This is a genomic window from Streptomyces sp. ISL-66 (assembly GCF_018614135.1).
In the GTDB taxonomy this organism is placed as follows: domain Bacteria; phylum Actinomycetota; class Actinomycetes; order Streptomycetales; family Streptomycetaceae; genus Streptomyces.
In genome coordinates this window covers 16370-43109 of sequence record NZ_JAGGOW010000008.1, presented here as the reverse complement: position 1 = coordinate 43109, position 26740 = coordinate 16370, and the positions used below count along the sequence as shown (strand labels likewise).

The 26740-nt window shown below is 73.1% G+C and carries 23 protein-coding genes and 1 pseudogene; 12 read left to right on the top strand and 12 right to left on the bottom strand.

Features of this window, described 5'->3' with window-relative positions; translation table 11 throughout:
* A pseudogene (locus J7E97_RS02065) lies at positions 1-446 on the bottom strand (multidrug transporter); the annotation flags it as partial.
* A gap of 158 nt (positions 447-604) precedes the next feature.
* Between J7E97_RS02065 and J7E97_RS02060 the strand changes: the two are divergent.
* The gene (locus J7E97_RS02060; protein WP_215021546.1) at positions 605-1408 is read left to right on the top strand and encodes a DUF4328 domain-containing protein; all 804 of its coding nucleotides are present in this window, start codon (positions 605-607) and stop codon (positions 1406-1408) included.
* Positions 1409-1477: 69 nt separating this feature from the next.
* Here the strand turns inward: J7E97_RS02060 and J7E97_RS02055 are convergent, their stop codons facing one another.
* Both J7E97_RS02055 and J7E97_RS36935 read right to left on the bottom strand, forming a co-directional pair.
* Entirely contained in the window at positions 1478-3622 is a 2145-nt protein-coding gene (locus tag J7E97_RS02055; RefSeq protein ID WP_308346226.1) for a SpoIIE family protein phosphatase, read from the bottom strand.
* 115 nt (positions 3623-3737) lie between these two features.
* Positions 3738-5273: a DUF6777 domain-containing protein gene (locus tag J7E97_RS36935; RefSeq protein ID WP_215021551.1), complete on the bottom strand. Its 1536-nt coding sequence runs from the start codon at positions 5271-5273 to the stop codon at positions 3738-3740.
* A gap of 322 nt (positions 5274-5595) precedes the next feature.
* Between J7E97_RS36935 and J7E97_RS02045 the strand changes: the two genes are divergently transcribed.
* Entirely contained in the window at positions 5596-6852 is a 1257-nt protein-coding gene (locus J7E97_RS02045) for a streptophobe family protein (RefSeq protein ID WP_308346224.1), read from the top strand.
* Positions 6853-7141: 289 nt separating this feature from the next.
* Positions 7142-7528 (top strand): hypothetical protein, encoded by a 387-nt coding sequence (locus J7E97_RS02040; RefSeq protein WP_215021545.1) that lies wholly within the window; start codon positions 7142-7144, stop codon positions 7526-7528.
* A gap of 23 nt (positions 7529-7551) precedes the next feature.
* Here J7E97_RS02040 and J7E97_RS02035 read toward each other — a convergent pair whose 3' ends face one another.
* A complete protein-coding gene (locus tag J7E97_RS02035) occupies positions 7552-7734 on the bottom strand; it encodes an NUDIX domain-containing protein (RefSeq protein WP_215021544.1) in 183 nt (60 codons plus the stop codon).
* Positions 7735-7863: 129 nt separating this feature from the next.
* Between J7E97_RS02035 and J7E97_RS02030 the strand changes: the two genes are divergently transcribed.
* Complete coding sequence (locus J7E97_RS02030) at positions 7864-8298, top strand: hypothetical protein (RefSeq protein ID WP_215021543.1); 435 nt, start codon at positions 7864-7866, stop codon at positions 8296-8298.
* 68 nt (positions 8299-8366) lie between these two features.
* Positions 8367-8858, top strand: a complete 492-nt coding sequence (locus J7E97_RS02025) for a metallophosphoesterase (RefSeq protein WP_215021542.1) — start codon at positions 8367-8369, stop codon at positions 8856-8858.
* 129 nt (positions 8859-8987) lie between these two features.
* Here J7E97_RS02025 and J7E97_RS02020 read toward each other — a convergent pair whose 3' ends face one another.
* The 5 genes from J7E97_RS02020 to J7E97_RS02000 all read right to left on the bottom strand — a co-directional run bounded on the left by J7E97_RS02020 (position 8988) and on the right by J7E97_RS02000 (position 14561).
* On the bottom strand, positions 8988-9869 hold the full coding sequence (locus tag J7E97_RS02020) for a hypothetical protein (protein ID WP_215021541.1): 882 nt from the start codon (positions 9867-9869) through the stop codon (positions 8988-8990).
* Between the two features lie 10 nt (positions 9870-9879).
* Positions 9880-10443 (bottom strand): papain-like cysteine protease family protein, encoded by a 564-nt coding sequence (locus J7E97_RS02015; protein ID WP_251053624.1) that lies wholly within the window; start codon positions 10441-10443, stop codon positions 9880-9882.
* A gap of 163 nt (positions 10444-10606) precedes the next feature.
* Positions 10607-11590 carry a serine/threonine-protein kinase gene (locus J7E97_RS02010; protein ID WP_215021539.1) on the bottom strand — a complete coding sequence of 328 codons (984 nt, stop codon included), beginning with the start codon at positions 11588-11590 and terminating at the stop codon, positions 10607-10609.
* Complete coding sequence (locus tag J7E97_RS02005; protein ID WP_215021538.1) at positions 11590-12207, bottom strand: hypothetical protein; 618 nt, start codon at positions 12205-12207, stop codon at positions 11590-11592. The genes J7E97_RS02010 and J7E97_RS02005 overlap by 1 nt, the downstream gene beginning before the upstream one ends.
* A gap of 5 nt (positions 12208-12212) precedes the next feature.
* On the bottom strand, positions 12213-14561 hold the full coding sequence (locus J7E97_RS02000; protein ID WP_215021537.1) for an FHA domain-containing protein: 2349 nt from the start codon (positions 14559-14561) through the stop codon (positions 12213-12215).
* 166 nt (positions 14562-14727) lie between these two features.
* On the opposite strand from J7E97_RS02000, the gene J7E97_RS01995 reads away from it, so the two are divergent.
* From J7E97_RS01995 to J7E97_RS01975, 5 genes are all read left to right on the top strand, one after another.
* Complete coding sequence (locus J7E97_RS01995; protein ID WP_215021536.1) at positions 14728-15792, top strand: cation diffusion facilitator family transporter; 1065 nt, start codon at positions 14728-14730, stop codon at positions 15790-15792.
* Between the two features lie 122 nt (positions 15793-15914).
* The gene (locus J7E97_RS01990) at positions 15915-16391 is read left to right on the top strand and encodes an NUDIX domain-containing protein (protein WP_215021535.1); all 477 of its coding nucleotides are present in this window, start codon (positions 15915-15917) and stop codon (positions 16389-16391) included.
* Positions 16392-16439: 48 nt separating this feature from the next.
* Positions 16440-17699, top strand: coding sequence for a Tm-1-like ATP-binding domain-containing protein (locus J7E97_RS01985; RefSeq protein ID WP_215021534.1), 1260 nt, complete (start codon positions 16440-16442; stop codon positions 17697-17699).
* Between the two features lie 153 nt (positions 17700-17852).
* Positions 17853-19469 (top strand): serine/threonine-protein kinase, encoded by a 1617-nt coding sequence (locus J7E97_RS01980; RefSeq protein ID WP_215021533.1) that lies wholly within the window; start codon positions 17853-17855, stop codon positions 19467-19469.
* Positions 19466-20152 carry a hypothetical protein gene (locus tag J7E97_RS01975; protein WP_251053622.1) on the top strand — a complete coding sequence of 229 codons (687 nt, stop codon included), beginning with the start codon at positions 19466-19468 and terminating at the stop codon, positions 20150-20152. Before J7E97_RS01980 ends, J7E97_RS01975 begins: the two co-directional genes overlap by 4 nt.
* A gap of 382 nt (positions 20153-20534) precedes the next feature.
* On the opposite strand, the gene J7E97_RS01970 is transcribed toward J7E97_RS01975, so the two are convergent.
* On the bottom strand, positions 20535-21824 hold the full coding sequence (locus J7E97_RS01970; RefSeq protein WP_215021531.1) for an ATP-binding protein: 1290 nt from the start codon (positions 21822-21824) through the stop codon (positions 20535-20537).
* 239 nt (positions 21825-22063) lie between these two features.
* Between J7E97_RS01970 and J7E97_RS01965 the strand changes: the two genes are divergently transcribed.
* Together J7E97_RS01965 and J7E97_RS01960 are read left to right on the top strand one after the other, a co-directional pair.
* Positions 22064-23605 carry a hypothetical protein gene (locus J7E97_RS01965; RefSeq protein ID WP_215021547.1) on the top strand — a complete coding sequence of 514 codons (1542 nt, stop codon included), beginning with the start codon at positions 22064-22066 and terminating at the stop codon, positions 23603-23605.
* A gap of 147 nt (positions 23606-23752) precedes the next feature.
* Positions 23753-24532, top strand: a complete 780-nt coding sequence (locus J7E97_RS01960; RefSeq protein WP_215021530.1) for a serine protease — start codon at positions 23753-23755, stop codon at positions 24530-24532.
* Here J7E97_RS01960 and J7E97_RS01955 read toward each other — a convergent pair.
* Entirely contained in the window at positions 24522-25070 is a 549-nt protein-coding gene (locus J7E97_RS01955) for an NUDIX domain-containing protein (RefSeq protein ID WP_215021529.1), read from the bottom strand. The genes J7E97_RS01960 and J7E97_RS01955 overlap by 11 nt on opposite strands.
* A 9-nt stretch (positions 25071-25079) precedes the next feature.
* A complete protein-coding gene (lnt, locus tag J7E97_RS01950) occupies positions 25080-26711 on the bottom strand; it encodes an apolipoprotein N-acyltransferase (RefSeq protein ID WP_215021528.1) in 1632 nt (543 codons plus the stop codon).
* Positions 26712-26740 lie beyond the last annotated feature (29 nt).

Below are 26740 nucleotides of genomic sequence, written 5' to 3'. Positions count from 1 at the left end.
GCGCCGGGCGAGGCCGCGTGCAGCAGCCGTCCGCCGGCGATGCCGGGGCCGAGCGGGGCGCCCGTACCCCGGATGTCGAAGAAGTCCCCGTTCGCGGCGGCCACCACGCGGCGCCCGGCCCCGGCGCCGTGCCGGGCGGCGGAGTCGGCGACCGTGGCGACGCCGGAGCCGCCGGAGCTCAGGTACTCGGCCCGCACGCCGGAGCGGGTGAGTTCGACGTCGAGTTCGTCGATCCGGAGCCACCGGTCGGTTTCCAGCCGGTCGTACGACTCCAGCCGGATCCCGGGGGCGATGTGCCGGGAGGTGCGGGCGGTCTCGACCCCCGCCCCTTCGCCGTCGGCCGCGGCCCGGGCCTCCGGGGCGGCGAGGACCACCGTCAGCAGGACGGACAGGACGGACAGGACGGAGAACGGGACCGGGAAGCGGAAGGGGCGCAGGGTCGGCACCCCGGCAGGATCGACCAGGTCATGGCATATGAGCACATGTACACAGCGCGCGACCGGAAACTATCAGCCATTCGCGCGCGGTCTGGCATATCTTCTACCCCGTCCGCACGTCAGCGGGCCCTTTTCATGTTTCACGTTCCCGTGGGGGGTACGACTTCATGTCCTTCAACGCGCCCGGCTCGCCGCCGGCCGGTCCACCGGCACCGGCGGCCGAACCCGTGGCCGGACCTCTGGCCGGATCGGTGGCCGCACCCGTGCTCCCCGGCCCCCAGCCGCTGCCGGGCTTCGCCCCGCAGCCCCAAGCCTTCCTGCGCTCGCCGCGGGGCGTGGCCACGGCGACGACCGTGCTGCTCGCCCTCTGTGCCGTGGCCGCCCTGTCCCTGGCGGGGACCGGCCTGTACGCCGGCGCGGTCCTGCGGGACGGGTCGTATCCGGATGCCGGTTCCGAGGAGAGTTTCACCCTGCCGGACATGCTGATGGCGCTGGCCGCCATCCTCCCGGTCCCGCTCCTGATCGCCACGGCGGCCCTTTTCATCATCTGGTTCCACCGCGTCCACCGGAACGCCGCGATCTTCAATCCGGGGGCCATCACCGAGTCCGGCGGCTGGGCCGTCGGCAGCTGGTTCATCCCCCTCGGCAACCTCGTCCTCCCGTACCGGACGGCGAAGGAGATCTGGGCCGCGAGCCTCCAGCTCGGACCCGACGGGGCCTACCGGCCCGTCTCGACCGCGCCGGTCACGTCGTGGTGGCTGCTGTGGGTTTCGTCGCTCATCGCCGAGCGCGTCTTCAGCATCGTGTACGAACGCGCCGACAGCCCGGCGGAACTCTCCTCCGCGGCCGACGCCGCCTCCGTACAGGGCCTGCTGTCGCTCGCGGCCGCCGTCCTCGCGATCCGCTTCGTACGCAAGCTGACGGCGCTGCAGACGGTCAAGGCCGCCCAGGGCCCGTACGCGGCCGTGTAGTCGGCGGTGGCCGAGCTGCCGACCGCGCCACGGGCTCCTCGGCCGAGTGGCGCGGCCCGGTAGTGGGCGCTAAGCGCCGGCGGCGGACGCGTCGGGAGCCTCGGTCCCGGGAGCCTCGGCCGTGGGACCCCGGTCGCCCGGGGCGGCGCGGCCCGGGACGGTGAACTCGCACCACACGCACTTCCCGCCGCCCCTCGGCTCCACGCCCCAGGCGTCCGCGAGCCGGTCCACCAGCATCAGCCCCCGCCCGGACACCGCCCAGTCGCCCGCCTCGCGCTGCCGCGGCAAGGCGCTGCTGGTGTCCTCCACCTCGATCCGGATCCGGCCCTCCGCGGTCAGCCGCATGCTGATGTGCCCGACGCCGTCCGTGTGGACCAGGGCGTTGGTCATCAGCTCGTCCGCCGCCAGCTCGATCTCGTCGGCCTGGTCGAACGCGCCCCAGGCCGCTGCCGCCGCCCGGATCAGGTGGCGCGCCATCGACGGGGCGTCCGCGTCGCCGGGGGTCAGGCTGTGGCTCAGGGGGCCGCCGCCGCGCGGGGCGGGCGTGCCGCGGCGGCGCAGCAGGAGCAGGGCCATGTCGTCCCCGCTGCCCGAGTCCCCGACCAGGTCGCACAGGACGTCGGCGAGCTCCTCCACGTCCACCGGGCCGCCGCGGACCGCCTCCATGAACTCCCGCATGCCGGTCTCGGAGTCGCCGTCGGGCCGTTCGGTCAGGCCGTCCGTGCAGAGCAGCAGGGTGTCGCCGGGGTGCAGCTCCAGGCTGGTGACGGGGTACCCGGAGCCACTGGGGTGGCCGCCCTCCGGCGGCTCGCCCGCCGGCAGGCCCAACGGCAGCCCGCCCGCCACCTGGATCCGGTGGCAGCTGCCGTCTCCGCGCCGCACCACCGGGTCGAGGTGTCCGGCGCGGACCAGCCGGGCCATTCCGGTGCCGAGGTCGATCTCGGCGTAGGTGCAGGTGGCGAACCGGTCCGTCTGCAGTTCCCGGAGGAAGGCGGAGGCCCGCGCCATGGCCGTGCCGGGGGTGTGCCCCTCGGAGATGTACGCGCGCAGGGCGATCCTCAGCTGTCCCATGACGGCGGCCGCGTCCGTGTCGTGTCCCTCCACGTCGCCGATCATCACCCCGACGCGGCCTCCGTCGAGCGGGATCACGTCGTACCAGTCGCCGCCGATGTCCCGGCCCATCCGGGCGGCCCGGTACCGCACGGCGATCCGCGCCCCGGCCACCTCGGGGATCCGGCGCGGCAGCATGGCCTTCTGGAGGCCCTCCGCGAGGTCGTGCTCCTGCTCGAAGAGCATGGCCCGCTGGAGGCTCTGTGCGATGCCGCTGCCGAGGGCCATCAGCACGTTCCGCTCCTCGGCGGTGAACTCGCCCTCCCACGTGTAGAGCAGCCCGAGCGCGCCGATGGGCCGGCCCTGGGCGATCAGCGGCAGGTAGACCCCGCTGCGGACGGCCAGGGGCTCGATGTAGGGCCACAGCCTCGGGAAGCGCTGCTGGAACTCCTCGCGGGAATTGATGTAGACCGGCCGCAGGTTGCGTACGGCCTCGCTCATCGGCAGTGGGGCCTCGATCCGCGTGTACTCGATCTCCGGCACGTACGAGCCGAGCTGTCCCTCGGCGACCAGGTGGATCCGGCCGCCGTCGACCACACCGAGCATGATGCTGACCGCGCCGAGATGGCCGAGGGCCTCGGGGTCCTTGAGCACGTCGGTGACGTCGTTGACGGTGCGGGCGTGGGCGAGGATCGCCGTGGTCCGCTCGACGACCCCGGTCAGCCGGCGCCTGCCCTCGTCCCGCTCCCCGCCGGCCCCGGGCTCGTCCGGGTCGTGGGCGGCGTCGCGGATGATGCCGATGATCCGGTACGGGCGCCCGTGCGCGTCCCGCAGGATGTGACCCTGGACATGGGTCCAGCCCGGGGAGCCGTCGCGGCCGCGGCTGCGGACGTACGCCCCGTAGTGGCCGCGGCCGGCCTTGAGCGCCTGTGCGACCCGCGCGTCGAGCCGGGCCTCCTCGCCGGGCGCGAGGCGGGTCCGCAGCCCGGCGGAGGTGCCGGTGAACTCCTCGGGGCGCAGGTCGACGACCTCGAGAGCGGTGGCGTCCAGAAACATCTGCCCGCTGTCGAGGTCCCAGTCGAAGGTGCCCATGCGGTTGAGCGCGAGGCTCGTGTCCGGCCCGGCGGGCCACTCGACTTGGGGGGTCACTCCCCTCTCGGCCACGCCTTCAGGGTCTCACTCTTCGGCCGTGTCCGCTGAGGGTCCCCGCGGCGCGACAGACCTCCCCGAGGGCCGGTGGCCCTCGGGGAGGTCTTCGTGCCGGGAGGAATCCGTTCGGTCACTGACCGCCGTTCCCGGCGTCGGTACCGGCGTCACCACCCTCTCCCGGCTGGGCCGGGGTCAGCAGCGGCGGCGGAGGCGGCAGGGTCCGCGTCAAGGTCACGGTCGGCCTCGGCACCGGCGGGGGCGGGGGAGGCGGAGGCGGCGGGGGCGGAGGCGGCGGAGGCGGCGGGGGCGGAGGCGGCGGGGGCGGAGGCGGAGGCGGCAGGGTCCGCGTCAAGGTCACGGTCGGCTCGGGCTCCGGCGCCACCGAGGAGGTCGAGGGCGGCGCCGGAGGGCTCGGTTCCGCCGAGCTGCGGCGCGCCGGGGGCGAGGAGGAGGCGGGCTCGGACACCGACGGGGACACGGACGGTGACTCCGAGGGGGACGGGGAGACCGACCTCAACACGGACCTCGACGGGGACTCGGACGGCGAGACCGACGGGGAAACGGACGGTGACTCGGAAGGCGACTTCGACGGGGACTTCGACGGTGACTTCGAAGGGGACTCCGAAGGCGACTTGGAAGGAGACTCGCTGGGCGACTTCGAAGGGGATTCCGAAGGGGACTTCGACGGGGACGTCGAGGGCGACTTGGACCCGGAATCCGACGGCGACGCCGACGGTGAGTGCGTGCTCGGCGGCGGCGTGGTGAACGGCGGGGTGGTGAACGGCGGCGTGGTGAACCGCGGGGTCGGGATCACCGGCGGCGGGATCGGCCTGTCGTGCTTGCCGTGGTGGTCGCCCCGGTCGCGCTCGTACCAGCGGTGGTTGCCGTAGTCGTAGATCACGAAGTTGTTCACGATGGTCACGGACGGCGCGATGACCACGACCCGCGCGGGCTGGTACGAGGTCCAGGGCTGTCCGAACCGCTTCGGGTTGGCCTTCAGCGCCACCGGCGAGCCCAGCGGGTTCCCGCAGGCGCACCGCACCCGCGGCACTCCGCGGTCGTCCACGAGCACGGCCGTTCCGGCCTGGAGGACGGCCTGGTAGCTGGTGGGCCCGCCGTCACGGTAGCCGTGGTTGGTGACCCGGCTGTCCATCCGCAGCTGCACCGGTGTGAGGGAGCGCAGGTACCCCGGCACGGCCGTCGGCTGTACGTCGAGCGTCGAGGCGAACGCGGCGTTCCTGGAGGAGTCCGCCGACAGCGACCGGATCAGCTTCTCGACATCGCAGCTGGCGACGTTCTTCGTGCCCCCGTACAACGCGGGCGAGGATCCGCTGACGCTGCGGGTCGGCGTGTTCCCCGTGGTCGAGGCGGGCTTCGACGGCGCCTGGCTCTGCGGCGGCCGGCTCTCGGGCGGTGGGGTCTCCGGAGGCGGACTCTCGGGCGGCGGCGTCGCCTGCTTGGCGGCCGTGGACGGGGTGAAGGGGTCCGGCCCCGATGCCGCGGCGGGCTGCAGGAAGACTTCCCCGGCCGCCGAGGTGCTGGTGCCGCCTCCGCCCGGCCTGGTCAGTACGACCGCCAGGGCCACGGCGGCGGCGAGGGCGACGATCGTCGTGGCGAGCCGGGGCACCGACCGCCACCACGGCTTCGACGGCGGCTCCGGGGGCACGCCCCCGGGCCCCCCGGGAGGGGCGGGCGGTGGGGGTGGCGGAGGGCCTTCCCGTCCGCCGGACAGCGGCCCGGAAGGCGGTCCCGTGGGGCGCTCGGACGACGGCGGCTTCGGCGGCGGCTGTGAGGGCCTTGACGGCCACGGCGGCTGCTGGCCGGAGGGTTGTGTGGTCACGGGCTCTTCTTCCCAGGCGGAGGGGTTCCGGTCCCCTATGGACGTTCCGCACCACATCCGGATATATCCGGATCTGATGCACTCCTGGCGACCATTGTGTGCGCCGTCCGGGTGGTGGCCGCAAGCGGAGCGTGCCTACGGTTGCTGGGTGAGCCCTACATCGACACCGACCGTACGAGCCTGGCGCGACGCACTCGTGGTGGTCATCGCGGGCTTCGCGGTGATGGCCGTCGTGGCCGCCGCGGGTCTCGTCCTGGCCGGCGCCGGCGATCTGCCGGACGGCGCGTTCCCGCACGTGGTCGCCGCCGTCGTCCTGATGGCCGCCGGCGGCTCGGTAGAGGTGACGGGCGGGGCCGGTTTCCTCGCGGGGGCCGACGCGAGCCTGTCCGTGCTCCCCTTGTCCGTCAGCCTGGCCGGCGCGCTGACCGCCGGCTGGCTCTTCCTGCGGCCCCTGCACAACCGGGCGGTGGCCGGAGCACGCGAACTCCTCGCCCGCGCGGCCCCCTTGGTGCTCCTGTGGCTGCTCGCGCTGACCGGCACCGCCTTCCTCGCCCGGCACAGTTTCGCGATCTCCACCGGGGACAACCCCTTCGGCGAGATCAGCGAAATCCTCGACTCCGCCCCGACGGTGGGCTTCGAGGCGGCGATCCCGGCCACCCTCGGCTTCGGACTCCTGTGGATCCTGGGCCTGTTGCTGATCGCCCTGCTGGTCTCGCGCCGCGCGCCGCTCCCGGCCGGCCTCGTCCGCTTTCACACGGCGGTGCGCCCGGCGGCCTTCGCCGTGGTCGCGCTGCTCCTCGCCTACGTGGTCCTCGGCGTCGGTGTCGGCGTGGTGGTGGCCGCGACCCAGGGCCATGCCGCCCGGACCCTGGCGGTGATCCTGCTGGGCCTGCCGAACCTGGCCTGGCCGGCCCTGACCCTCGGCCTGGGCGGAGCCTGGGAGGGCAAGGCCGACGGGCCCTTCGGGCTGCCGATGCCGCAGGTGCTGGACCAGGTGCTGCGGGCGACCGGGTCCGGCTCCGACTCCGGGTCCGACCTGTCGTCGGTCGACGTGGCCTCGCTCGCGGAGCGCGACGCCCGCGCGTGGTGGCTGGTGCCGATCGCCCTCCTCCTGCTGCTCGGCGCGGGTGCGCTGGCCGCCGCCCGCTCGCCGGCGCACGTCCGCCCGTGGCAGCACGCCCTCCACCTGGCAGTGGCGCTGGCACTGGCCACCATCGTGGTCTGCCTGCTGGCCCGGATCCAGGCCCAGTTCGGCCTGTCCCTGCTGGGCATCGGGGACGTCGGGGGCGGTCTCGGCGGCGAGGTGGAACTGCGCCCGGTCCTGTGGCGCACGGTCGGCCTCGCCTTCGTCGCGGGCGGGGTGGCGGGCTTCCTCGGCGCCCTGCTCCCCCACCGCCGCCGCTGACCTGGCGTTGACCGGGAATCGAATCGACCGGGGTTCGACCTGGCATTGACCGGGCGGCCGACCAGCCGGCCGCGGCGCTGTGGAGACCGACGCCGGAGTGTCGACCTCGGGTCGATCGTCGGGTCGTTCTCGGGGCGTTCTCGGGGCGTTCTCGGGGCGATCTGCGGGCCGATCTCGGCCGGAACCGTGCCGAGTCGGTCGGCCCGCCGAAACCGCGATTGCGCCGTACGGGTGAACGGGCCGAAATCGATTCATTGGCGAATCGTTTCTGCATGTCACGCTCGCCTCCGTGAACATGAACAAAGGCCTGTTCCGGCCGCTCCACGCCGCTGGCCTGCTCGCCGTTTCCGCGCTCGCGCTGACCCTGTCCACCGCGCTCCCCACCCAGGCGACCGGCCCCGGTGCCCGGCACCTCTCCGGGGACACCGGCCACAAGGGCGCGGGTGCGGAAGCCGTCTCCGTCAGCCGGGTGTTCTGCCCGCGCGACACCGACGTGCGGTCCGGCGGGTACTCCACCACCCACTGGGACCGCGCCCCCGGCGGGGCACTCCGGTACACCGTCCTGGCCAGCCACCCGCTGGTCGGCCCGGACGGCCGCGAGGGCTGGTACGCCTCCGCCTCGCACGCCGAGATCACGGCCCACGTCCTGTGCGCACCCTCCCCGGACATCGCGTAGGACTTGTCCGGACGATCATGTGGCTACTCCGCGTCGCGGGGTGATGTGGCGGTCGATGACCCACAGGAGTTCACCCCGCCCTCGGCTTGGTCGATGTCCAGGCCGCGTTCTTCCGCGAGCTCACGGCGGAGGGCTTCGCGAAGGTCTTCGCCGTCCTCGACGTTTCCGGTGCTGAGGACCGCGACGCCGGGCCGGGGCGGGTACACCGCAGGGGGTAGGCCGGCTACCCCCGTGGTGTGGCCCGGAGATCAGCCCGGGGTGGGTCGAGAAGCCTCCACCGCCCGGGCTACGTTTTCCGCCGTCCCGTGCGACGTGGACCAGACGACGGAGGAACGATGAAGCTCACGACGAAGGCCGCCCTGACCCTTGCCGCGGTCCCGGCCGCGCTGCTGCTGCTCGCGGGGCCGGCCTCCGCCGGCTCCGGTTTCGATGTCACCGGCACCGGCGGTGACATCGGCGGCGCCTGGGCGCACGGATACTACGGAAAGGCGGCCGACGGCCGGGTCCACCTGAGCGGCGAGCTCAAGGACACGGCGGGCGACGGCAAGGGCGCGGCGCTCAAGATCCACGCGGTGTACTCGGACGGCGGCACCCGCGACGCACAGGTCTGGAACACCCGCGGCAACCAGACGGTCGTGGGCATCGGCGAGTACACCTTCGCGGGGAACGTGCGTCGTATCGAGCTCACGGAATGCTTGCTGTACCGCGGAAGCGACGGCAACGTTTACGTGGGCACCTGCGCCGCGGGCGCGGAAGTCCTGTACTTCTGACGCTCGCTCCATCGAGACCACCCGGGCTGCGCAGGCGTGATGACGGCATCCGCGGAAGGATCGCACTCATGAGAGTCGTGGTGCTGTCCGATACGCATGCGCCCCGGCGCTGGAAGTCCTGCCCGCCACAGGTTGCCGAGCACCTGCGCGAGGCGGAGGTGATCCTGCACGCGGGCGACGTCTGCACCGCGGACGTCCTCGACGAACTGGCCCAGTACGCGCCCGTCCATGTCGTCATGGGCAACAACGACGGGCCTGACGTCGCTGTCTGGGGCGCGCCGCAGACCTTGCAGCTGACCCTGAACGGCCTGAGCCTCGGCATGATCCACGACAGCGGCCAGAAGACCGGGCGGACCGGCCGGATGCGCAACCGGTTCCCCGAGGCCGATCTCGTCGTCTTCGGGCACTCGCACATCCCGATGGACGAGACCGGTGACGGCGTACGGATCTTCAATCCCGGCTCGCCCACCGACCGGCGCCGTCAGCCGCACGGCACCCTCGGCGTCCTGGACATCGAGGACGGAGAGCTGATCGGCGCCAGGATCGTGAACGTGACGTAGTCGGCCGGAAGCAGCCCGGAGGAGGTCGCTCCGTGGCCTTCCACATCGAGCCCTCTCTGCGATGGCCGGACCTGGATGCTCCGTCCCGGCCGGCTGCCGGGACGGAGCGAGGGGCGAAGCGGGTCGGGATCAGCGGGTGCTTGCGCGTCGGCGCCGATGGAGCACGGCGGCTCCGCCCGCGAGGGCGAGTGCCGTGCCGGAACCGCCGGCGAGGAGCAGGGTGGAGGACGGGGCGTCGTCCTCCGTGCGCTGGAGGCTGTAGCCGCTGGAGTAGCCCTTGGCGTCGTACTCCGAGCCGGGCAGCTTGTCGGCGTAGCGGGCCTTGACCAGTTTCTGGTAGTCGCTGAGCGACACTGACGCCTCGCCGCCCAGTCCTTGCCGGGCCTGGTCGTTGAGTGGTTCGACGGTGGTCAGCTTGAGTTGGTACCAGCCGCGGATCTGCGGCTCGGTGAAGACCAGCGTGCCGAGGGTGGCCTTGCCGGCGTATGTGGCGTCGCTGTCGCCGTCGCGTACGGCTGCCAGGTGCCAGCCGCCGCCCTGGGTGGGGGCGAGCATGACGGTGGCGTCGCGACCGTTGACGGTGGTGCTCAGCGAGGAGACCAGCTGGGTCAGCTTGATCGCCTCGGTGGGCAGTGGCCGGGCGGTGCCCGCGACGAACCCCGGGGTGATCTCGTTCAGCGCCACCGGGTCTTTGATCGTGAAGACCGGAAGGCCCTCGCAGGGCTCGGCCGTCTCGGGGATCGTCTGCACCGGCCCGCCGGCGCCGCCGGTGGGCACCGCGGTGCGCAGGAAGCGGCAGACGGCGTTGCGGACGCCGGTGGACTTCACCGCGTCGAGGGCGGCCTGGTAGTCGGGGATGTCGGCCGGGAGGGGGTCCTTGGCCGGGGCCGCGTGCGTCGGACCGATGACGGACAGCAGTGCGGACGCGCTGACTGCGATGACGAGGGACAGACGGGAGGAGCGGGAGGCCGCCCGCTTGCCGGACGTTTTGGTGCCGCTGGTGTCGACCATGTCGCCTGCCTTAGCGGGAGATACCGATGCGGGAGTGGGTCCACTTGGACGAGCTGTTGCTCACGTAGTCGTTGTAGTTCCACCACGTGTACGTGGTGGTGTCCGGCCACGGGTCGGCCACAGCGATCGTGTTGTTCGAGGTGTCGAAGCCGTAGACCACGTTCATGTGACCGCCACCGGAGGTCCACCCGATGCGGGCACCGATCGGCCGGGCCGCCTTGACGTCGGTGTACACCTGGTTGAACGTGGCCGCGCTGCTCAAGCCGGAGCCGGTGTGGGCCATGCCGAGGCTGCTCCAGCCCCTGGCCATGTCGTCGAGCGTGGCGGGCTGGTTGTTGCAGCCGTAGGAGGGCTGGGCCCGGTTGCAGAAGTCCGTCTGTGTGGAGCCGAAGCCCTGGAACTTGGCGATGGTCAGCCCGGAGGCGGCCCAGCACCACTGGGTCTTCTCCTGCTTCAGCATGGTGATGGTGTCCTGGCCCGCTTCCGCGTGAGCTGTGCCTCCCGCGGCCGCGAGCGATCCCGAGGCGGCCAGCGCGATGGCCAACGCCGTGGTTCCGTTCCTGAACCTGCCCATATTCCTGCCTTCCCCTGAGGGGTACAACGAGCGGGGCAATCTGGCACGCATATGACAGCGCATCATGTCCCGGTCACATAGGGCGTTGCAGGAAATTCACCCGTATTGATCATTTGCCAGGTGATCATGTGATTCGAGTACTCACAGGTCAGGTCAGGTCGGGTCAGAACACCGGCATCGCCCACCCCGGCGGTGTCGGCGGCGGGCCGTCGGAGGCCTCGTCCGGCCCCGCCGGCACCGTACGCCCGGGCAGCCCTCCCACCGCTTCCCGGCCCGCCCGCCGCAGCGCCCCCGTGAACGCCAGGCAGCTTTCCCAGCGGTCCTCGGGAGACTTGGCGAGGGCCCGCGCCAGCACCTCGTCCACCTCCGTCGGCAGATCCGGCCGCAGCGAGGTCACCGGTGGCGGCCGGTCGTACTGGTGGGCCCACAGCAGCGCCATGTCCTCGTCGCGCTGGAACGGCGGAACGCCCGTCAGCGTCTCGTAGACCACGCACGCCAGGCCGTAGACGTCGCAGCGCCCGTCGACCGGCTTTCCGGCGATCTGTTCCGGCGCCACGTAGTCCAGGGTCCCCACGAACTGTCCGACGCTCGTGAAGCCCGTCAACGACAGTGATTTCTTCGTCAGCCCGAAGTCGGTGAGGTACACGTGCTCCGGATGGTCGACGTCCGTGCCCTGCGCGACCAGGATGTTGCCGGGTTTCACGTCGCGGTGGACCAGGTCGTGGTCGTGCGCCGCGTCCAGCGCCGAGGCGACCTGCCCGGCGATCCGCGCCGCCGTCTCCACGGACATCGGACCGGTCCGGTCCATCACGGCCCGCAGGTCCTCGCCGGCCACGTACCGCATGGCGATGTACAGCAGCCCGTCCGTCTCCCCCGCCTCGAAGACGGGCACGATGTGCGGGTGGTCGATGGCCGCCGCGACCTTCGACTCGTGCGCGAACCGCTGCCGGAAGGTGTCGTTGCGCGCCAGCGTGGGCGCGAGGAGCTTCAGTGCGACCGTCCGGTCGAGCCGTACGTCGTGCGCCCGGTAGACGACGGCCATCCCGCCCCGCCCTATCTCGTCCTCCACGACGTAGCCGGCGATCCGCCGTCCCCGCAGGTCGGAGGCGCGGCCTCGGACCGGTTCCGCGCCCGGGGCGGAGCCCATCACCCCACCTCCGGCCCGGGCAGTTCGACGATCTTCGTGGGGTCGTGCCGTACGTCTCGTACGTCGGCCCCTCCTTCGGTGTCCGGTTCCTCGGGCGCCGTCTGCCGCACGGGCGGGGCACCCGGTCCCGCGACGACGGCGTAGGTCATGAGGCGGCTCCCGTCCCCGTACATCCAGCGTCCCGAGGGCGCGTCGTAGAGCCACACGGACCCCCCCTCGATGACGACGCCGGCACGCAGCCCCCGTACGGCACGCCGGAAGGACTCGGCATCGGTGCGCCCGCGTGCGAGGTCCGCCGCCGCCTTCCGGTAGCGTTCCAGGTCGTCGGCGCACCGGTCGAGCAGCGGCTGCGGGTTCTCGCTGCGCGACACCGGTCGGCCGCCGGTCGGCGGGGGCTGCGGAACGGGGACCAGCATCCGTCCGTCCACCCAGGCGGACCAGCCGTTCGCGCACAGGACCTCCCCCCACTCGCCGCGCCGGGACACCAGCTGCACGGGCAGGAACTCGTCGAGCGGCACCGTGGGGCGGGACAGGTCGGGGGTCTCCCACGCGGCAAGCCCCTCCTGCGGGACGATGTGGGTGGGTCGGAAGTCCGCGGCTTCGCCGGGGCTGGTCATGGCGGCTACTTCCGCATGATGGCCGGCTCGTGGCGGCGGAGCACCCGGATCACCAGCACGCCGAACAGCACGCACAGGGCGACCAGCATGCCCATCTCCACGAGCCACAGACCGGGATCGTGATCGAACAGCGGGTCCTGGGTGATCTTGCCGGGCACGATGGCGCCCAGGTCGATGGTGTTCGACATCGCCCCCATGGCCCACCGCGCCGGGACGAACCAGGCCAGCTGCTCGAACACGGGAACTCCGGTGAGTTTCAGCAGGGAGCCGCAGAAGACGACCTGGACGATGGTGAGCAGGACCAGCAGCGGCATCGTGACCTCCTCCTTGCTCACCAGGGCGGAGATCAGCAGTCCGAGCAGCATGGCGGTGACGGACAGCAGGGCGACGGCGAGAGTGAGCTCGATCAACGGTGGCAGGAAGACGCCCTTGCCTCCCGGGGCGTTGGTCTTGACGCCGGCGAGGCCGACGAGGGTGAGGACCACGGCCTGGGCGAGGGTGACCGTGCCGAGGACCACCACCTTGGACATCAGGTAGGCGGATCTGGACAGGCCGACGGCGCGTTCTCGCTGGTAGATGACGCGCTCCTTGACGAGTTCGCGCACCGCGTTGGCGGCCCCGGTGAGGACTCCGCCCACGCACAGGATGAACAGGGCGTTCAGGGCCGTCTCCGGCGAGAGGACGCTGCCGGCCAGCGCGCGGGCCATGGCGCCCATGACGAACGGCAGCGCGACCATGATGATCAGGAACGTGCGGTCGGCGCAGAGCACGGCGGCGTACCGGCGGATCAGGGTGGAGAGCTGGGAGCCCCAGCTCTGGGCCTTGGGCGGCGGCCTCGGCACGACACCGGCGGCACGCTCGGCCTCCCCCGCGACCGGGAGCCGGCCGGCGGCGACGTCGACGTAGTGGCGTTGCCGCGGTGAGGCCCGGTGTTCCCCGGCCCAGTCGCGGTGGCGCTCGTTCTCGAAGGCTTCGAAGGCCTCGGGCCACTGGTCGTAGCCGAAGAATCCGAGTGCCTCGTCGGGAGGGCCGTAGTACGCGACGCGCCCGCCGGGCGCCAGGACCAGCAGGCGGTCGCAGACGCTGAGGTTGAGCACGCTGTGGGTGACGACGATGACCGTGCGGCCGTCGTCGGCGAGGCCCCTCAGCATGTGCATCACGGAGCGGTCCATGCCCGGGTCGAGCCCGGAGGTGGGCTCGTCCAGGAAGAGCAGGGAGGGCTTGGTCAGGAGTTCCAGAGCGACGGAGACCCGTTTGCGCTGGCCGCCGGAAAGGCTGTGGATGGGCTGGTTGGCGCGCTCCCGCAGGCCGAGTTCGCCGATCACCTCGTCGACCCGGGCCTGGCGTTCGGCCTTGGCGGTGTCCTGCGGGAACCGCAGTTCGGCGGCGTAGACGAGGGCGCGGCGGACGGTCAGCTGCGCGTGCAGGATGTCGTCCTGCGGGACGAGGCCGATGCGGCTGCGCAGTTCGGCGTAGTCGCGGTAGAGGTCGCGGCCGTCGTAGAGGACGGTGCCCTGGTCGGCGGGGCGCAGGCCGGTCAGCGCGCCGAGCAGGGTGGACTTGCCGGCACCGCTGGGACCGACGACGGCGAGCAGGCATTTGGCGCCGACGGGGAAGGAGACCTGCTCGAGGAGGGTCTTGCGGCCGTGGTCGACGGCGACGGTGAGGCCCTGGACGTCCAGGGAGATCTCGCCGGTGTCGACGTACTCCTGGAGCTGGTCGCCGACGAGGCAGAAGGCGGAGTGGCCGATGCCGACGACGTCGGCCTCGCCGATGCCCGCGGGGCGGACGAGGCGGGCGCCGTTGAGGTAGGTGCCGTTGTGGCTGCCGAGGTCGGCGATCTGGTAGGTGCCGTCGGCGAGGGCGCGCAGTTCGGCGTGGTGGCGGGAGACGACGAGGTCGTCGATGACGAGGTCGTTGTCCGCGGCGCGGCCGATCCGGACGGCGGTCCTGTCGGTGAGCGGGCGGATCGAGGCGGCCCTGCGGAAGGTGCCGGTCATCGCCGGGGGGGAGACGGGCGGGGGGCGGTCCCCGGCGGGCTCGACGAGGCGTACGCGCGGGCCGTCGTAGGCGCTGCCCAAGCGGAGCTCGCTGCCGACCCCGACGGCCCATTCTCGGACGCGGTGGCCGTCGGCCCAGGTGCCGTTCGTACTGCCCTCGTCCTCGAGCGTCCAATGGTCGCCGTCGGGCCGCAGGACGGCGTGGTGCCAGGAGACGCGGGCGTCGTCGAGGCAGATCTCGCAAAGCGGGTCGCGGCCGAGGTGGTACGTCCGGCGGGGGCTCAACGCGGTGGAGCCCCTGTCGGTTTCCAATACGAGCTCGGGCGCGGTCGCCGCACCGTGGCGCTGGACCATGAACAGATTTTCCCACGTTCCGGGCGGCCCGGCACAACCGCAGGTCAGGGCGGCACTATGGGTAATGACAACGGTCCCCGTTGCAGCCTTTGCCCATCCTCCTGAGGTGCGCTTCACTTCAGGTGCCGCATCCGGCAGCAGCACCGGACGATTGACGGGGGATGCCATGAGCGCGCACGACCACGCGCCGCACGACCACGACGGGCCGGCCCGCGCCGCGCACGCCGAAGGGCACGCCGACGGCCACGGGCACGGGCACGGGCCGGGCGGTCACAGCCACGGTGTCGCCGCCGACGCCGACCGCCGCTGGCTCGGCATCTCCCTCGGGCTGATCGTCGGCTTCATGGCCGTCGAGGTGGTCATCGGCATCGTGGCCCAGTCCCTGGCCCTGATCTCCGACGCCGCGCACATGCTGACGGACGCCGTCTCGATCGTCCTCGCGCTGGTCGCGATGCGGCTGGCCGCCCGCCCGGCGCGCGGTGGCTTCACGTACGGCCTCAAACGCGCGGAGATACTCTCCGCCCAGGCCAACGGGCTCACCCTGCTCCTGCTGGCGCTCTGGCTGGCGTACGAGGCGGTGCGCCGGCTCGTGGATCCGCCCGCCGTGCAGGGCGGGCTGGTGCTGGTGACGGCGCTCGCGGGCATCGTGGTCAACATCGCGGCGGCCTGGTGCATCTCCAAGGCGAACCGCACCTCACTGGCCGTCGAGGGCGCCTACCAGCACATCCTCAACGACCTGTTCGCCTTCATCGGCACCGCCGTCGCCGGCCTGATCGTGCTCACCACCGGATTCCGGCAGGCCGACTCGATCGCCTCGCTCGTCGTGGTCGTCCTGATGGTCAAGGCGGGCTACGGGCTGGTCCGCGAGTCCGGCAGGATCTTCCTGGAGGCCGCTCCGGCCCACGTGGACCCGGACGCGGTCGGCGACCGGCTCGTCGGGCAGCCGCCCGTCACCGAGGTCCACGACCTGCACATCTGGACCATCACCTCCGGGCAGGCCGCACTGTCCGCGCACGTCCTGGTGGCGCCGGAAGGCGACTGCCACGCCGTGCGCCGGGACCTGGAAGCCCTGCTGTCCAAGGAGTACGGGATCACCCACACCACCCTCCAGGTGGACCACGCCCAGGACTCCCTCCTGACGGTCGGCCGCGGCCCGGGCGTGGATCCGGCCGACCCGCACTGCGCGGACTCCCACGGCCCGGTCCACCGCCACGGCCCGCACGCGCACTGACACGTCGGGCGCACGGGAGCGCCGGACGCCCCGCTCCCCTCCCGCACGTTCCGCACGCCCGCACATGCCTCACATCCCGGGCACCGCGGTGAGCGGTGACCGCGCGGGGCAGACATCACCCCATGACCGCGAAACGAAGCGCCGGACTGCTCCTCTTCCGGGAGAGCGCGGCGGCAGGCACCGAAGTACTGCTCGGCCACATGGGCGGCCCGTTCTGGGAGCGGCGCGACGGGGGCGCCTGGTCGATCCCGAAGGGCGAGTACGGGCCGGAGGAGGACCCGCGCGACGCGGCCCGCCGGGAGTTCGAGGAGGAGATCGGGCTGCCGCCGCCAAAGGGCCCGTACCTGCCGCTGGGCGAGGTGCGGATGACCGGCGGGAAGGTCGTGACCATCTGGGCGGTCCGCGGCGACCTGGATCCGGCGCTGGCGGTGCCGGGGACCTTCAGCATGGAGTGGCCGCCGAAATCGGGCCGGACGGCGGACTTCCCCGAGCTGGACCGGGTGGAGTGGTTCGCTCCCCCGGCGGCCCGGGACAAGCTGGTGGTGTCTCAGATTCGTTTCCTGGAAAGGCTGTTGGAACTCCTGGAGAACGAGGGTTGACCTTTCTTTTACTTGCCAACAAACCACACCTGCATGGACATTGCACGTATGACGAACGTCGTGCTGGTGGGAACCCTGGATACCAAGGGTGTGGAGTACGGCTGGTTGCGCGAGAGGCTGCTGCGTGCCGGCGTCGAAGTGGTCATGGTCGATACAGGAATCATGGACGAGCCCCGCGTGCCCGCCGATGTACCGTGCGAAGCGGTGGCGCGCGCGGCGGGAACGGAACTCTCAGAGCTGCGCACGGCCGCCGACCGGGGCGCGGCCGTCACCACGATGGCCCGGGTCGCGGAGGCGACCCTCTTACGGCTGCACGCCGAAGGCCGGCTGCACGGAGTCCTCGCGATCGGCGGCAGCGGCGGGACCTCCATCGCCACCCGGGCGATGCGCGCGCTGCCCCTGGGCGTTCCGAAGGTGATGGTCTCCTCGATGGCGTCCGGGGACGTGGCCCCGTACGTCGGATCCGCGGACATCACGATGATGTACAGCGTCGTGGACATCGCGGGGATCAACAGCATCTCCGCGCCGGTCCTGACCAATGCCGTCGAGGCCGTCGCCGGGATGGCCAAGGGCTTCGAGCGCGCCTCCAGGGAGCTGCGGCGGCCGGCCCGGCTGGGCGAGGGCAGCCGTCCGCTGGTCGCGGCGAGCATGGCGGGGGTGACCACGACCGGCGTGGACGCCGCCCGCGAGCGGCTGACCGAGCTCGGCTACGAGGTACTGGTCTTCCACGTCAGCGGCTCCGGCGGCCGCACCCTGGAGACCCTGGCCGGCCAGGGGATCTTCGCCGGCGTCCTCGACCTCACGCTCAGCGAGCTCGCCGACGACCTGTGCGGCGGCATCCTCACCGCCGGACCCGACCGGCTCCGCGCGGCCGGACGGGCCGGGATCCCGCAGGTGGTGAGCCTGGGGGCGCTGGACATGGTCAAGTTCGGCCCGATGGAGAGCCTGCCGGAACGGGTCCGCTACCACCGCCGGGTCCGCGTCCACAACCCCTCGATCACGGTGATCCGCACGACCGAGGCCGAGTGCGCGGAACTCGGCCGCCGGGTCGCCGCCAAACTCCGCGCGGCCACCGGCCCCACGGAGGTCTGCGTCCCACTTCGCGGACTGTCCACGCTCGGCGCCCCCGGCGGCCCCTACCATGACCCCGAAGCCGACGGGGCACTGTTCTCGGCGCTGCGCGACGGGCTTCGGGGCAGCGCCGCCCGGCTCTACGACTACGACACCCACATCAACGACCCGGCCTTCGGACGGGCGGCCGCCGACCGGCTGCACGCCATGATCGGCGCCCGGGCCGCAGCTGCCTGACGCCCCCGCTCCGCCCGCCCTCGCCGAGAGCACCGCACGGCAGGGAACCAGCCGTGGCCGGAACGTGTCCCAGGGGATGGCCGGTCGCCTGGGACGACCGGCCCCGAGACGCGGTCACGGCAGGGCACGGCAGGACAGGGGGAAGCAGAAGGCATGAACGGCATGTGGACGGTTCCCGGTTACTCGCAGATCCGCGAGCTCGGCTCGGGCGGCAGCGGCCGCGTGGTGCTCGCCGTCCACGACGGCACCGGCACCGCGGTCGCGGTGAAGTACCTCAACGACAGGATGCTCGAAAACCCCGCCTTCGTCCGGGAATTCCGGGCGGAGGCCCAACTGCTCGGCGCGCTCGGCTCGCCGTACGTGGTCGGGCTGTACGAGTACGTGGAGGCGCCCGGCGGCGCCGCCATCGTGATGGAACTCGTCGACGGCATCCCGCTGAACGCCCTGCTCAAGCAGTGCGGGCGGACCGGCCCCGAGGCGGCGCTGGTGCTGCTGAAGGGCTCCCTGCTCGGGCTGGCCGACGCGCACCGGGCCGGTGTGGTCCACCGGGACTACAAGCCGGCGAACGTCCTGGTCGCGGCCGACGGCACCTCCAAGCTCGTCGACTTCGGCATCGCCACCCCCATGGGCACGACTCCGGGCGCGGCGGGAACCCCGGCGTACATGGCCCCGGAGCAGTGGCAGGGCCGCCCGGCCTCCCCCGCCGCCGACGTGTACGCGGCGACGGCGACCTTCTTCGAGTGCCTGACCGGCCGCAAGCCCTACGACGGGCAGAGCTTCGCGGAGCTCGCGGTCCAGCACGTCGAGGCGCCGGTGCCCGAGACCGAGGCACCGGAGCCGGTGCGCCCGCTGATCCGGCGCGGACTGGCGAAGGCCCCGGAGCAGCGGCCCGAGGACGCCGAGGCGTTCGTCGCGGAGCTGGAGGCGGTGGCACAGGCGGCGTACGGACCCCAGTGGGAGGAGCGCGGCCAGCGCAAGCTGGCCGCACTGGCGGCCCTGCTGCCGCTGCTGTTCCCCTCGGCGGGCGCCCCGGCGCACGGCACCACGGCGCTGGCCACGACCACCCTGCCGCCCAGGCCGCCGGCCGGCTGGACCCCGGGCCGGCGCGGCCTGGTCGCGGCCGGGGCGACGCTGGTGCTGGGCGTGGTGGCCGTGTTCGGCTACCAGGCGGTCGGCGCGGAGCCGGGCGGGGCGAGGGCGCTGAACGCCTTCGCGACGTCCAGCGCGTCGGCGGCGGGCCCGGGCTCCCCGACGCCGATACCGAGCCCGTCGGCCTCCCCCTCGGCGACGCCCTCACCGTCGCCGTCGCCTTCGGCGTCGGCGTCGGCGTCCGCGAGCCCGACGCCGAGCCCGAGCTACACCACGACGCCCACGACGACCCCGACGGCGACCTGGACTCCGACCAAGTCCGCGACCCCCACGCCGACCCCGACCCCGAAGGTCAAGATCTCCGCGGTGAACGTCCGAAGCCTCCGGCCGACGGGCCCGGGTGCGGCCGAGGCCGCCTTCTCCGTCGACAGCGACGGCTCGGGCCCGTACACGCTGGTCGTCGAGTGGTTCACCGGTGACGTCAAGGGCGCACTGACCGTCCCCGACGGGCGCCCTCAGACGGTCGAGTTCGGGCCCGGGAGCCTGGGTACGACAACCGTCGCGCACACCTTCGCGCCCAGCGCCGGCTGCTACTGGAGCGTCCGCGCCACTACCAAGCCGGCCGCCGCCAATCAGAGTTCCGTCCAGAGCATCTACATCCGAGGATGCAAGCCGTCATGAGCGATCCCCGCGCCCCGCAGGGCGACGACGACTACAGCGCCACCGTCCTCGGCAGCCACTGGATCAGCGGGCCACCCCAGGGCCCGGCCGAGACCAGGCGGTTGGAGACGCCGGGCGAGGACGCGACCCGGCAGACGGCGGTACCGGGCGGCGACGAGACCCGGCGGTTGCCGGACGGGGCCCGGCCGGACCGCGTCGAGGGATCGGTGCTGCGGTTCGGTCCCGGAGTGACGGCCGCTCTCCCCCTGCCGTTCCCGCTGCACCCGCAAACGGCTCCGCCCGGCCGGAAGGGCGAATGGCGGCGGTACGCCCTGGCGACCGCGGTCCTGCTCGCGGTCCTGGCCTACCTGGGCTGGCAGCACTACGGCCCGGCCCTGGAGGTCCGGGACGTGGCGGTCACCACCGACGCCGGGGGTCCCGCGTGCGACGCGACTGCCGACGTGGTGGCCGTCGTACGGACCAACGGGCGCGCGGGGGTCCTCACCTACCGCTGGCTGCGCAGCGACGGCACGCGCTCCGAGCAGCTGATTGAGCGGGTGCCCAGCGGGCGGCGGGAGGCCAGGCTGCACCTGCTGTGGACCTTCCAGGGCGCGGGGACCTACCCGGCGAAGGCCGAGCTCCAGCTGGTGTCGCCGCAGCGGCGGACGGCCTCGGCGGAGTTCACGTACCGCTGCCGCCCCTAGCGGGCTCCGCCGTTCGGACTACGGTCCCGGCCCGCGCCCCGTCCTTCCGGCCGGGGCGGCCGGGGCCGTGCGGCCGAGGCGCGCACACACCCCGCGCTGGTTGACTCGAAGGTGTTGACGAGGACGCCGGGCGCTCAGGACGCCCCGCCCTCGAGGCACCCTTGCCGCCACGTTCCAGCCGGCGATACACCCCAAACGGAACGTGGCTGTCCCGCACGGATGCCAAGTCCGCGCGGGAGGCCCGCAGCCGCTTTGGGGAGTGGCTGCGGGCCGTCTCGCCCGCCCGTCCGTGGCGGGGCGGTTCAGGCCCCCCTTGCAGGCCCCCTTACAGGCCCCCTTTCAGGCCTCTCGTTCAGGCCCCTCCCGTTCGGGCCGCTCCCCTTCAGAAGCGTGCGTGCGCCGTGATGTCCGCCTCGAACTGCCCCGTCATCGCCGGGGTCACCGTCGGCCGGCACTGCGCGACCGCCGCCAGGTAGTCCTCCGTGCTCGCGCCCAGCTGGGCCGCCGCCGCGCCCCGCGCGCCCACCGCTTCCAGGTCCCGCTCGAAGGACACCTGCGCCGCGATCCGCGCCGCGTGCTCGATGTCGGCCGGGGTGAACAGCTCGCTCGCCTCCACCAGCGCCGCCACGTCCACGTCGCCCCGTCCCGCCGTGTAGCGCGACCAGATCGCGTGGCGGGCGCCCGCGTCCGGGGTGCCGATCGGGATCAGGTAGTCGAAGCGGCCGGGCCGCAGGAAGGCCGGATCGAGCGAGCGGATGGAGTTGGTGGCGCAGACCAGCAGCCGTTCGTCGCCCTCCCGGAAGCCGGGTATCAGCTTGAGCAGCTCGTTGGTCACTCCGTGGATCCCACCGGGCTGCGCGGGCTCGGTGCGCACGGGCGCGATCTCCTCGACCTCGTCGATGAAGACGAGGACCCGCTCCAGCTCGGCGATCCGGGCGAACGCGTCGCGCAGCGCGGCCGACAGGTTGCCCTCGTCGGCGAGGCGGGAGGGCAGCAGTTCCACGAAGGGCCAGCCGAGCCGGGAGGCGATGGCCCGCGCGAAGGTGGTCTTGCCGGTGCCGGGCGGTCCGAAGAGGGTGATGGCGCGCGGCGGGCGCACCCCGTGCGCGGCGGCCCGCTCCGGTTCGGCGAGCGGCAGCACCACGCGCCGCTCGATGAGGTCCTTCTCCTTCTCCATCCCGGCGACCTTGGCCCACAGGTCCTTGGGCAGGAAGCGGCCGCCGAGGTCGTCGAGGAGGCCGGCGGCCGGTCCGTGCAGGGGTTCGGTCTTCTCGAAGTAGGCGACGGCCGGCTGCCGGGTGTAGCCCGCGTTGAGCAGGCCCTCGCCGAGCAGGTCCTCCTCGGGCAGGACGTACGCGATGCGGCCGACGCGGGCGGCGATCAGCCGCCGCTCCAGCTCCACGAGCAGGGCGCTGGCGAGGCCCCGGCCGCGCCACCCCGCGGCGATGGCGATGCGCATGACCCAGGCGCGCTCGCCGGTGACGCAGGCGAGCGCGGCACCGATCGGAACGCCCTGGTGGACGGCGACCACGCAGGGCTGCCGGTCGGTGAGGGCGCTGATGCACTCGGCGAGTGAGAAGACGGACTCCTGGCCGAGTTCGGCCGTGGTGTCGATCAGATGGACAACGGCCGCGAGATCGCTCTCGCGGTAGTCGTGAATCAGCCAGTTCACCGGGTACCGCCCCTCGTTCGTGCTCCTGCGTGCCTGCGGACCGCCTCCTGCCTGCCTGCCGCACACCTTCTGCCGCGAGGCTAGGGGCGGCCCGCCCGGCGATCACGGTCCGTCCTGCACAACAACCGGTCCGGAAACCGTCCGTGTCGTCCATAGACTGGTGGTTTCCGCCCGAGCCGTGCACCGAGGACCCGATCGCCTTCATGACATCCCACATATCCACCGGCCCTGAGAGCGGCATGGCCTGCCGCACGACGGGCCCCCGGGCCACCGGCCGCGGCGGCCGGCCGCCGTATCTCGTGTGGCTCGTTCCGGTCCTCTGGACGCTGACGCTCGGCCGGTGGGGGCTCTCCCGGCAGGACAGCGTGTGGCGGGACGAGGCGGCGACCTGGCAGGTGGCCGGGCGCTCGCCGGGCGAGATCTGGCACCTGCTCGGCAATGTCGACGCCGTCCACGGCCTGTACTACCTGCTGATGCACGTCCTCTTCGAGGTCTTCGGAGCGAGCACGACCACGCTGCGCCTCCCGTCGGTGCTGGCGATGGCGGGCGCCGCCGCCTGCGTGGCGCTGATCGGGCGTCGGCTGGCGGGCTTCTGGGCCGGGCTCGGCGGCGCGATGGCCCTCGGGCTGCTGCCGGCCGTGCAGTTCCAGCTCCAGGAGGGCCGCGCGTACGCGCTGGTCGCGGGCGGAGCCGGGCTCTCGACGCTGCTCCTGGTCTCGCTGCTGGCCCCGCGCGCCCCCGCCGGCAGGCCCGCCGGGCCCGCACGGCGGGCCTGGCCGCGCTGGACGGCGTACGGGGCGGTCGTGCTGGTCTGCGCCCTGCTGAACTGGTTCTCGCTGCTGATCCTGCCCGCGCACGCGGTGACCCTGTGGTGGGCGCGGGCCGGGCGCCGCGATATCGGGCGCTGGCTGCTCGCCTCGGCGGCGGCCGTGACCGGGGCACTGCCGTTGATCGTCTTCAGCGGGACCCAGTCCGGTCAGGTGTCGTGGATACCGCCGCTGACCTGGCACATGCTGATCGGCCCGGCGGCCTTGGTGGCGATCGGCGCGTTCGGCGCCTGGGCGGACCGGTGGAACGGGCCGCGCCGGTGCCCGGGCCGTCCGCGCCCGGTCCGTCCGCGTCCGGCGCGCCTGACGGCAGCGGCCGTCGGGCTGCCGCTGCTGGCGGTGCCGTTCCTGGGCCTGACCGCCGCCTCGTTGATCCGGCCCGTGTTCCTGGACCGGTACGTGCTCTTCTCGATGCTGGGCCTGGCCCTCCTGATCGGCGCCGGACTGGGCGCGGCCGTACGGACCCTCGCGCCCCGGTCCGCGAAGGCTTCGGCCGTGCTCGTGCCGGCCGTGGTCGGGGTGTCGGTGCTGGCGATGCTGCCCGTGGAACTGGCCGACAGGTCCCCGGCCAGCCGGGTGGACGACGTACTGGCGGTGGCCGGCGAGGTGTCCCGGCTGAAGCGGGACGGCGACGCGGTGCTCTTCGTCCCGGCGGCCCGCCGGGACACCGCGCTGGTCTCGCCGGAGGCGTTCGCGGGGCTGGCGGACGTGGCCCTGGCGCGCGGGCCCGTGGAATCGGGGACCCTCAAGGGCGAGGAGTCCGGGCCGGCGGACATACGGGCCGCGCTGCGGGAGCGACAGCGGGTGCTCCTGGTGACGGACGCGGCCGGGACGGCGAAGCCCCGGGGCGCGCAGGCTGACCGGGCGAAGGCCGCCGTGCTCGCGGCGGACTTCGCCGTGGTGGAGGACCGGCAGATCCGGGGCCGCCGGGTGACGGTGTACGAACGGCGCTGAAGGGCTGCCGCACCGGCGGACTCGTGGGGATCGGCGGAGATCGGCGGCGGTCGGAGGTGGTCGGCGGGGGCTCCGGCTCCCGTGATTCACAGCCGATTCCCAGGAAGCCGGGGCTCCGGTCACAGGTTCGCCCGCGAGGCTCTGTGCATGATCCAGCGCATCCCCTCCCGACCGGACCGCCGCCCGCGCGCCGCCGCCCGCGGCCGGCGTGCGTCGCGGATCCTCCTGGCCGTGGCCGCCATGGCGGCGCTGCTGAGTGTCGACGTCCCCGACGCGCGCGCCGAACCGCCGCTCGGTGTCACGACGACGGCCGCGGCCGACGCCACGGCCCACCGGGTCGGGGCGCTCTTCGCGGGCGGCCTGGACGGCGGGCACTTCTGCACCGCGTCCGTGGTGCGCAGCGAGGACCGCGATGTGATCGCCACGGCCGCGCACTGCCTGGGCGACCTGGAGGGCACCTACTTCGCTCCTGGTTTCCGGGACGGCGAGGCCCCGTACGGGCTGTGGAAGCTGACCGGCATGTACGTGGCCCCCGACTGGACGGACGGGGAGGACCCGGACGACGACATCGCCTTCGCGACGGTGGAGTCGGTGGACGGGCGGCGGATCGAGGACGTGGTCGGCGGCTTCCCGGTCGCGGCGGAGCAGCCGGCCGACGCCACGGTGGCCATCGTGGGCTACCCGAGCCGCGACGAGTCCCCGCTGTACTGCGCCAATGGCACGAGCCTGTTCTCCGAGACCCAGCGCCGCATCGAGTGCCCGGACCTCAGTGGCGGCACCAGCGGCAGCCCCTGGCTCGTCGACGGCGCCCTGGCGGGCGTGCTCGGCGGCTACGAGGGCGGCGGCACCGTCCCGGAGGTCTCGTACAGCGCGGTCATGGGTGACCAGGCGGTGGAGCTCTACCGCGAGGCGGCCGTCAACGGCTGACGGCCGGCGAGGCGGCCGTCAACGGCTGGGTTCCGGCGCGCCGGTCCCCCCGCACACCGGTCGCGGCGGGGGCCTCGAACCAGGTCGGCTCGTCCCGCAGGGCCCGGCGGATCCGGTCGACGGCGAAGCCCTCCAGCGGCTCGGGCAGTGCGTCCGGCGCGAACCAGGCCACCTCCAGCGACTCGCTGTCGTTGACCCGCGCCTCCCCGCCCGTGGCCCGGCAGCGGAAGGTGATGTCCTGGAACTGGCAGACGTCGCCGTTCGGATAGGTGACCGGCGGGAGCATCTGCACCAGTACCACCCGCTCGGGCACGCACCGGACGCCCGTCTCCTCGTACACCTCGCGCACCGCCGTCTCGGCCGGCTGCTCCCCCGGCTCGGCGATCCCGCCGACCACCGACCACCGCCCGGTGTCGGCGCGCCTGCCCAGCAGGACCCGCCCCCGATCGTCCACGACGATGGCGGTCACCCCGGGCAGCAGGAGCAACTGGTGTCCTGCCGTGGCCCGCAGGGTCCGGATGAAATCGGGAGTGGTCATCCCCCGACCCTACGAGGCCTTGGTGAACCGGCGGGCCAGCGACCAGCCGAGGCCCGCGGCGGCGACGGCCAGCAGGACGTACTCGACGACCGGGCCGAAGCGCGTGGCCGGGGTCTGACCGGAGCGCAGCGGGATCTCGGCGATCAGGGCGTCGGCGGTGAACATCTCCGTCTGCTGCACGATCGTGCCGTCGGGGCGGATGACGGCGCTGACGCCGCTGGTGACGGGCACCAGGACGGTGCGGCTGTGCTCCACCGCGCGGACCCGATCCATGGCGAGCTGCTGGTAGGTCATTTCAGTGCGGCCGAAGGTGGCGTTGTTGCTGGGCACCGCGATGACCTGGGCGCCGGCCTGGACGGTGGAACGGACGGCGTCGTCGAAGGCGGCCTCGTAGCAGGTGACCATGCCGACTCCGGTGCCCGCCATGGCGAAGACACCGGGCTCCTTGCCGGGACCGAAGTCCCGCCGGACCCGGTCGACGTCGGAGCTGAAGAGCCGGACGAAGGACCGCATCGGGATGCGCTCGCCGAAGGGCTGGATCTTGCGCTTGTCGTAGGTGTCGGTCGGGCCCTTGACCGGGTCCCACAGGATCATCGTGTTGCGCAGCGGGCCCGTCTCCGGGGCCAGTACGGAGCCGATCGCGACGGGCACGCCGATCGCCTTGACCGCCTTGTCGATCACGTCGTAGGCGTCCTGCTCGGCGTACGGGTCGATGTCGGAGGAGTTCTCCGGCCAGACGACGAAGTCCGGCTTCGGGACCCGGCCCGCCTTGACGTCCTGGGCGAGCTGGATCGTACGGTTGGCGTGGTTGTCCAGGACCTGGCGGCGCTGGGCGTTGAAGTCGAAGCCGGCGCGCGGGACGTTGCCCTGGATGACGGCGGCCACGACGGTGCCGTCCTCGGCCGCGTCGGAGACCAGCGGCCGGGCGGCGAGCGCCCCGGCGAGCGGGGCGGCCACGGCGGTGGCGGCGAGCAGTGCGGCGGTGGCCCGGCGGGTGCCGGCGCCGACGCGCACGGCCTCGTAGAGGCCGAATCCGCACAGGGCCACGGCGAAGGAGAGCAGCGGGGTGCCGCCGAGCGCCGCGAGCGGCAGGAAGACGCCGTCGGGCTGGCCGAAGGCGAGCTTGCCCCAGGAGAAGCCGCCGAAGGGGGCGCGGGCGCGCAGCGCCTCGCCGGCGATCCAGACGGCGGCGCCCCACAGGGGCCAGCCGGGCAGGCGGCTGACGAGGGCGATGCCGAGGGTGGTGAGGCCGATCAGGAGCGATTCGAGGGTGACGAGGGCCAGCCACGGGACCGGGCCGACACCCTCACCGGTCCAGACGAGGAGCGGCAGCAGGAAGCCGAGGCCGTGCAGGACGCCGAGGCCGAAACCGGCCCGTGCGCGGCGCCCGTACAGGCACCAGCCCAGCAGGGCGAGGGCCACGGGGGCCAGCCACCACAGGGGGCGGGACGGGAAGCTGAGGTAGAGGAGCACGCCGGAGGCGGCGGCGAGCGCGGGGCGCGTCAGTCGCTCGGCCCACCGCCGGGCGGGGGATCCCGCGGGGGAAGCGTCCCGCGCGGGCTCCGTCGCGGGTTCCGCTTCGGATGGGTCGGCGGGGTTCGGGGACTCGTTCCCCGCCGCGCGGGTCGCACTGCTGCTCATCTGGCGGAGTGTACGTCCCCCCGCCGTGC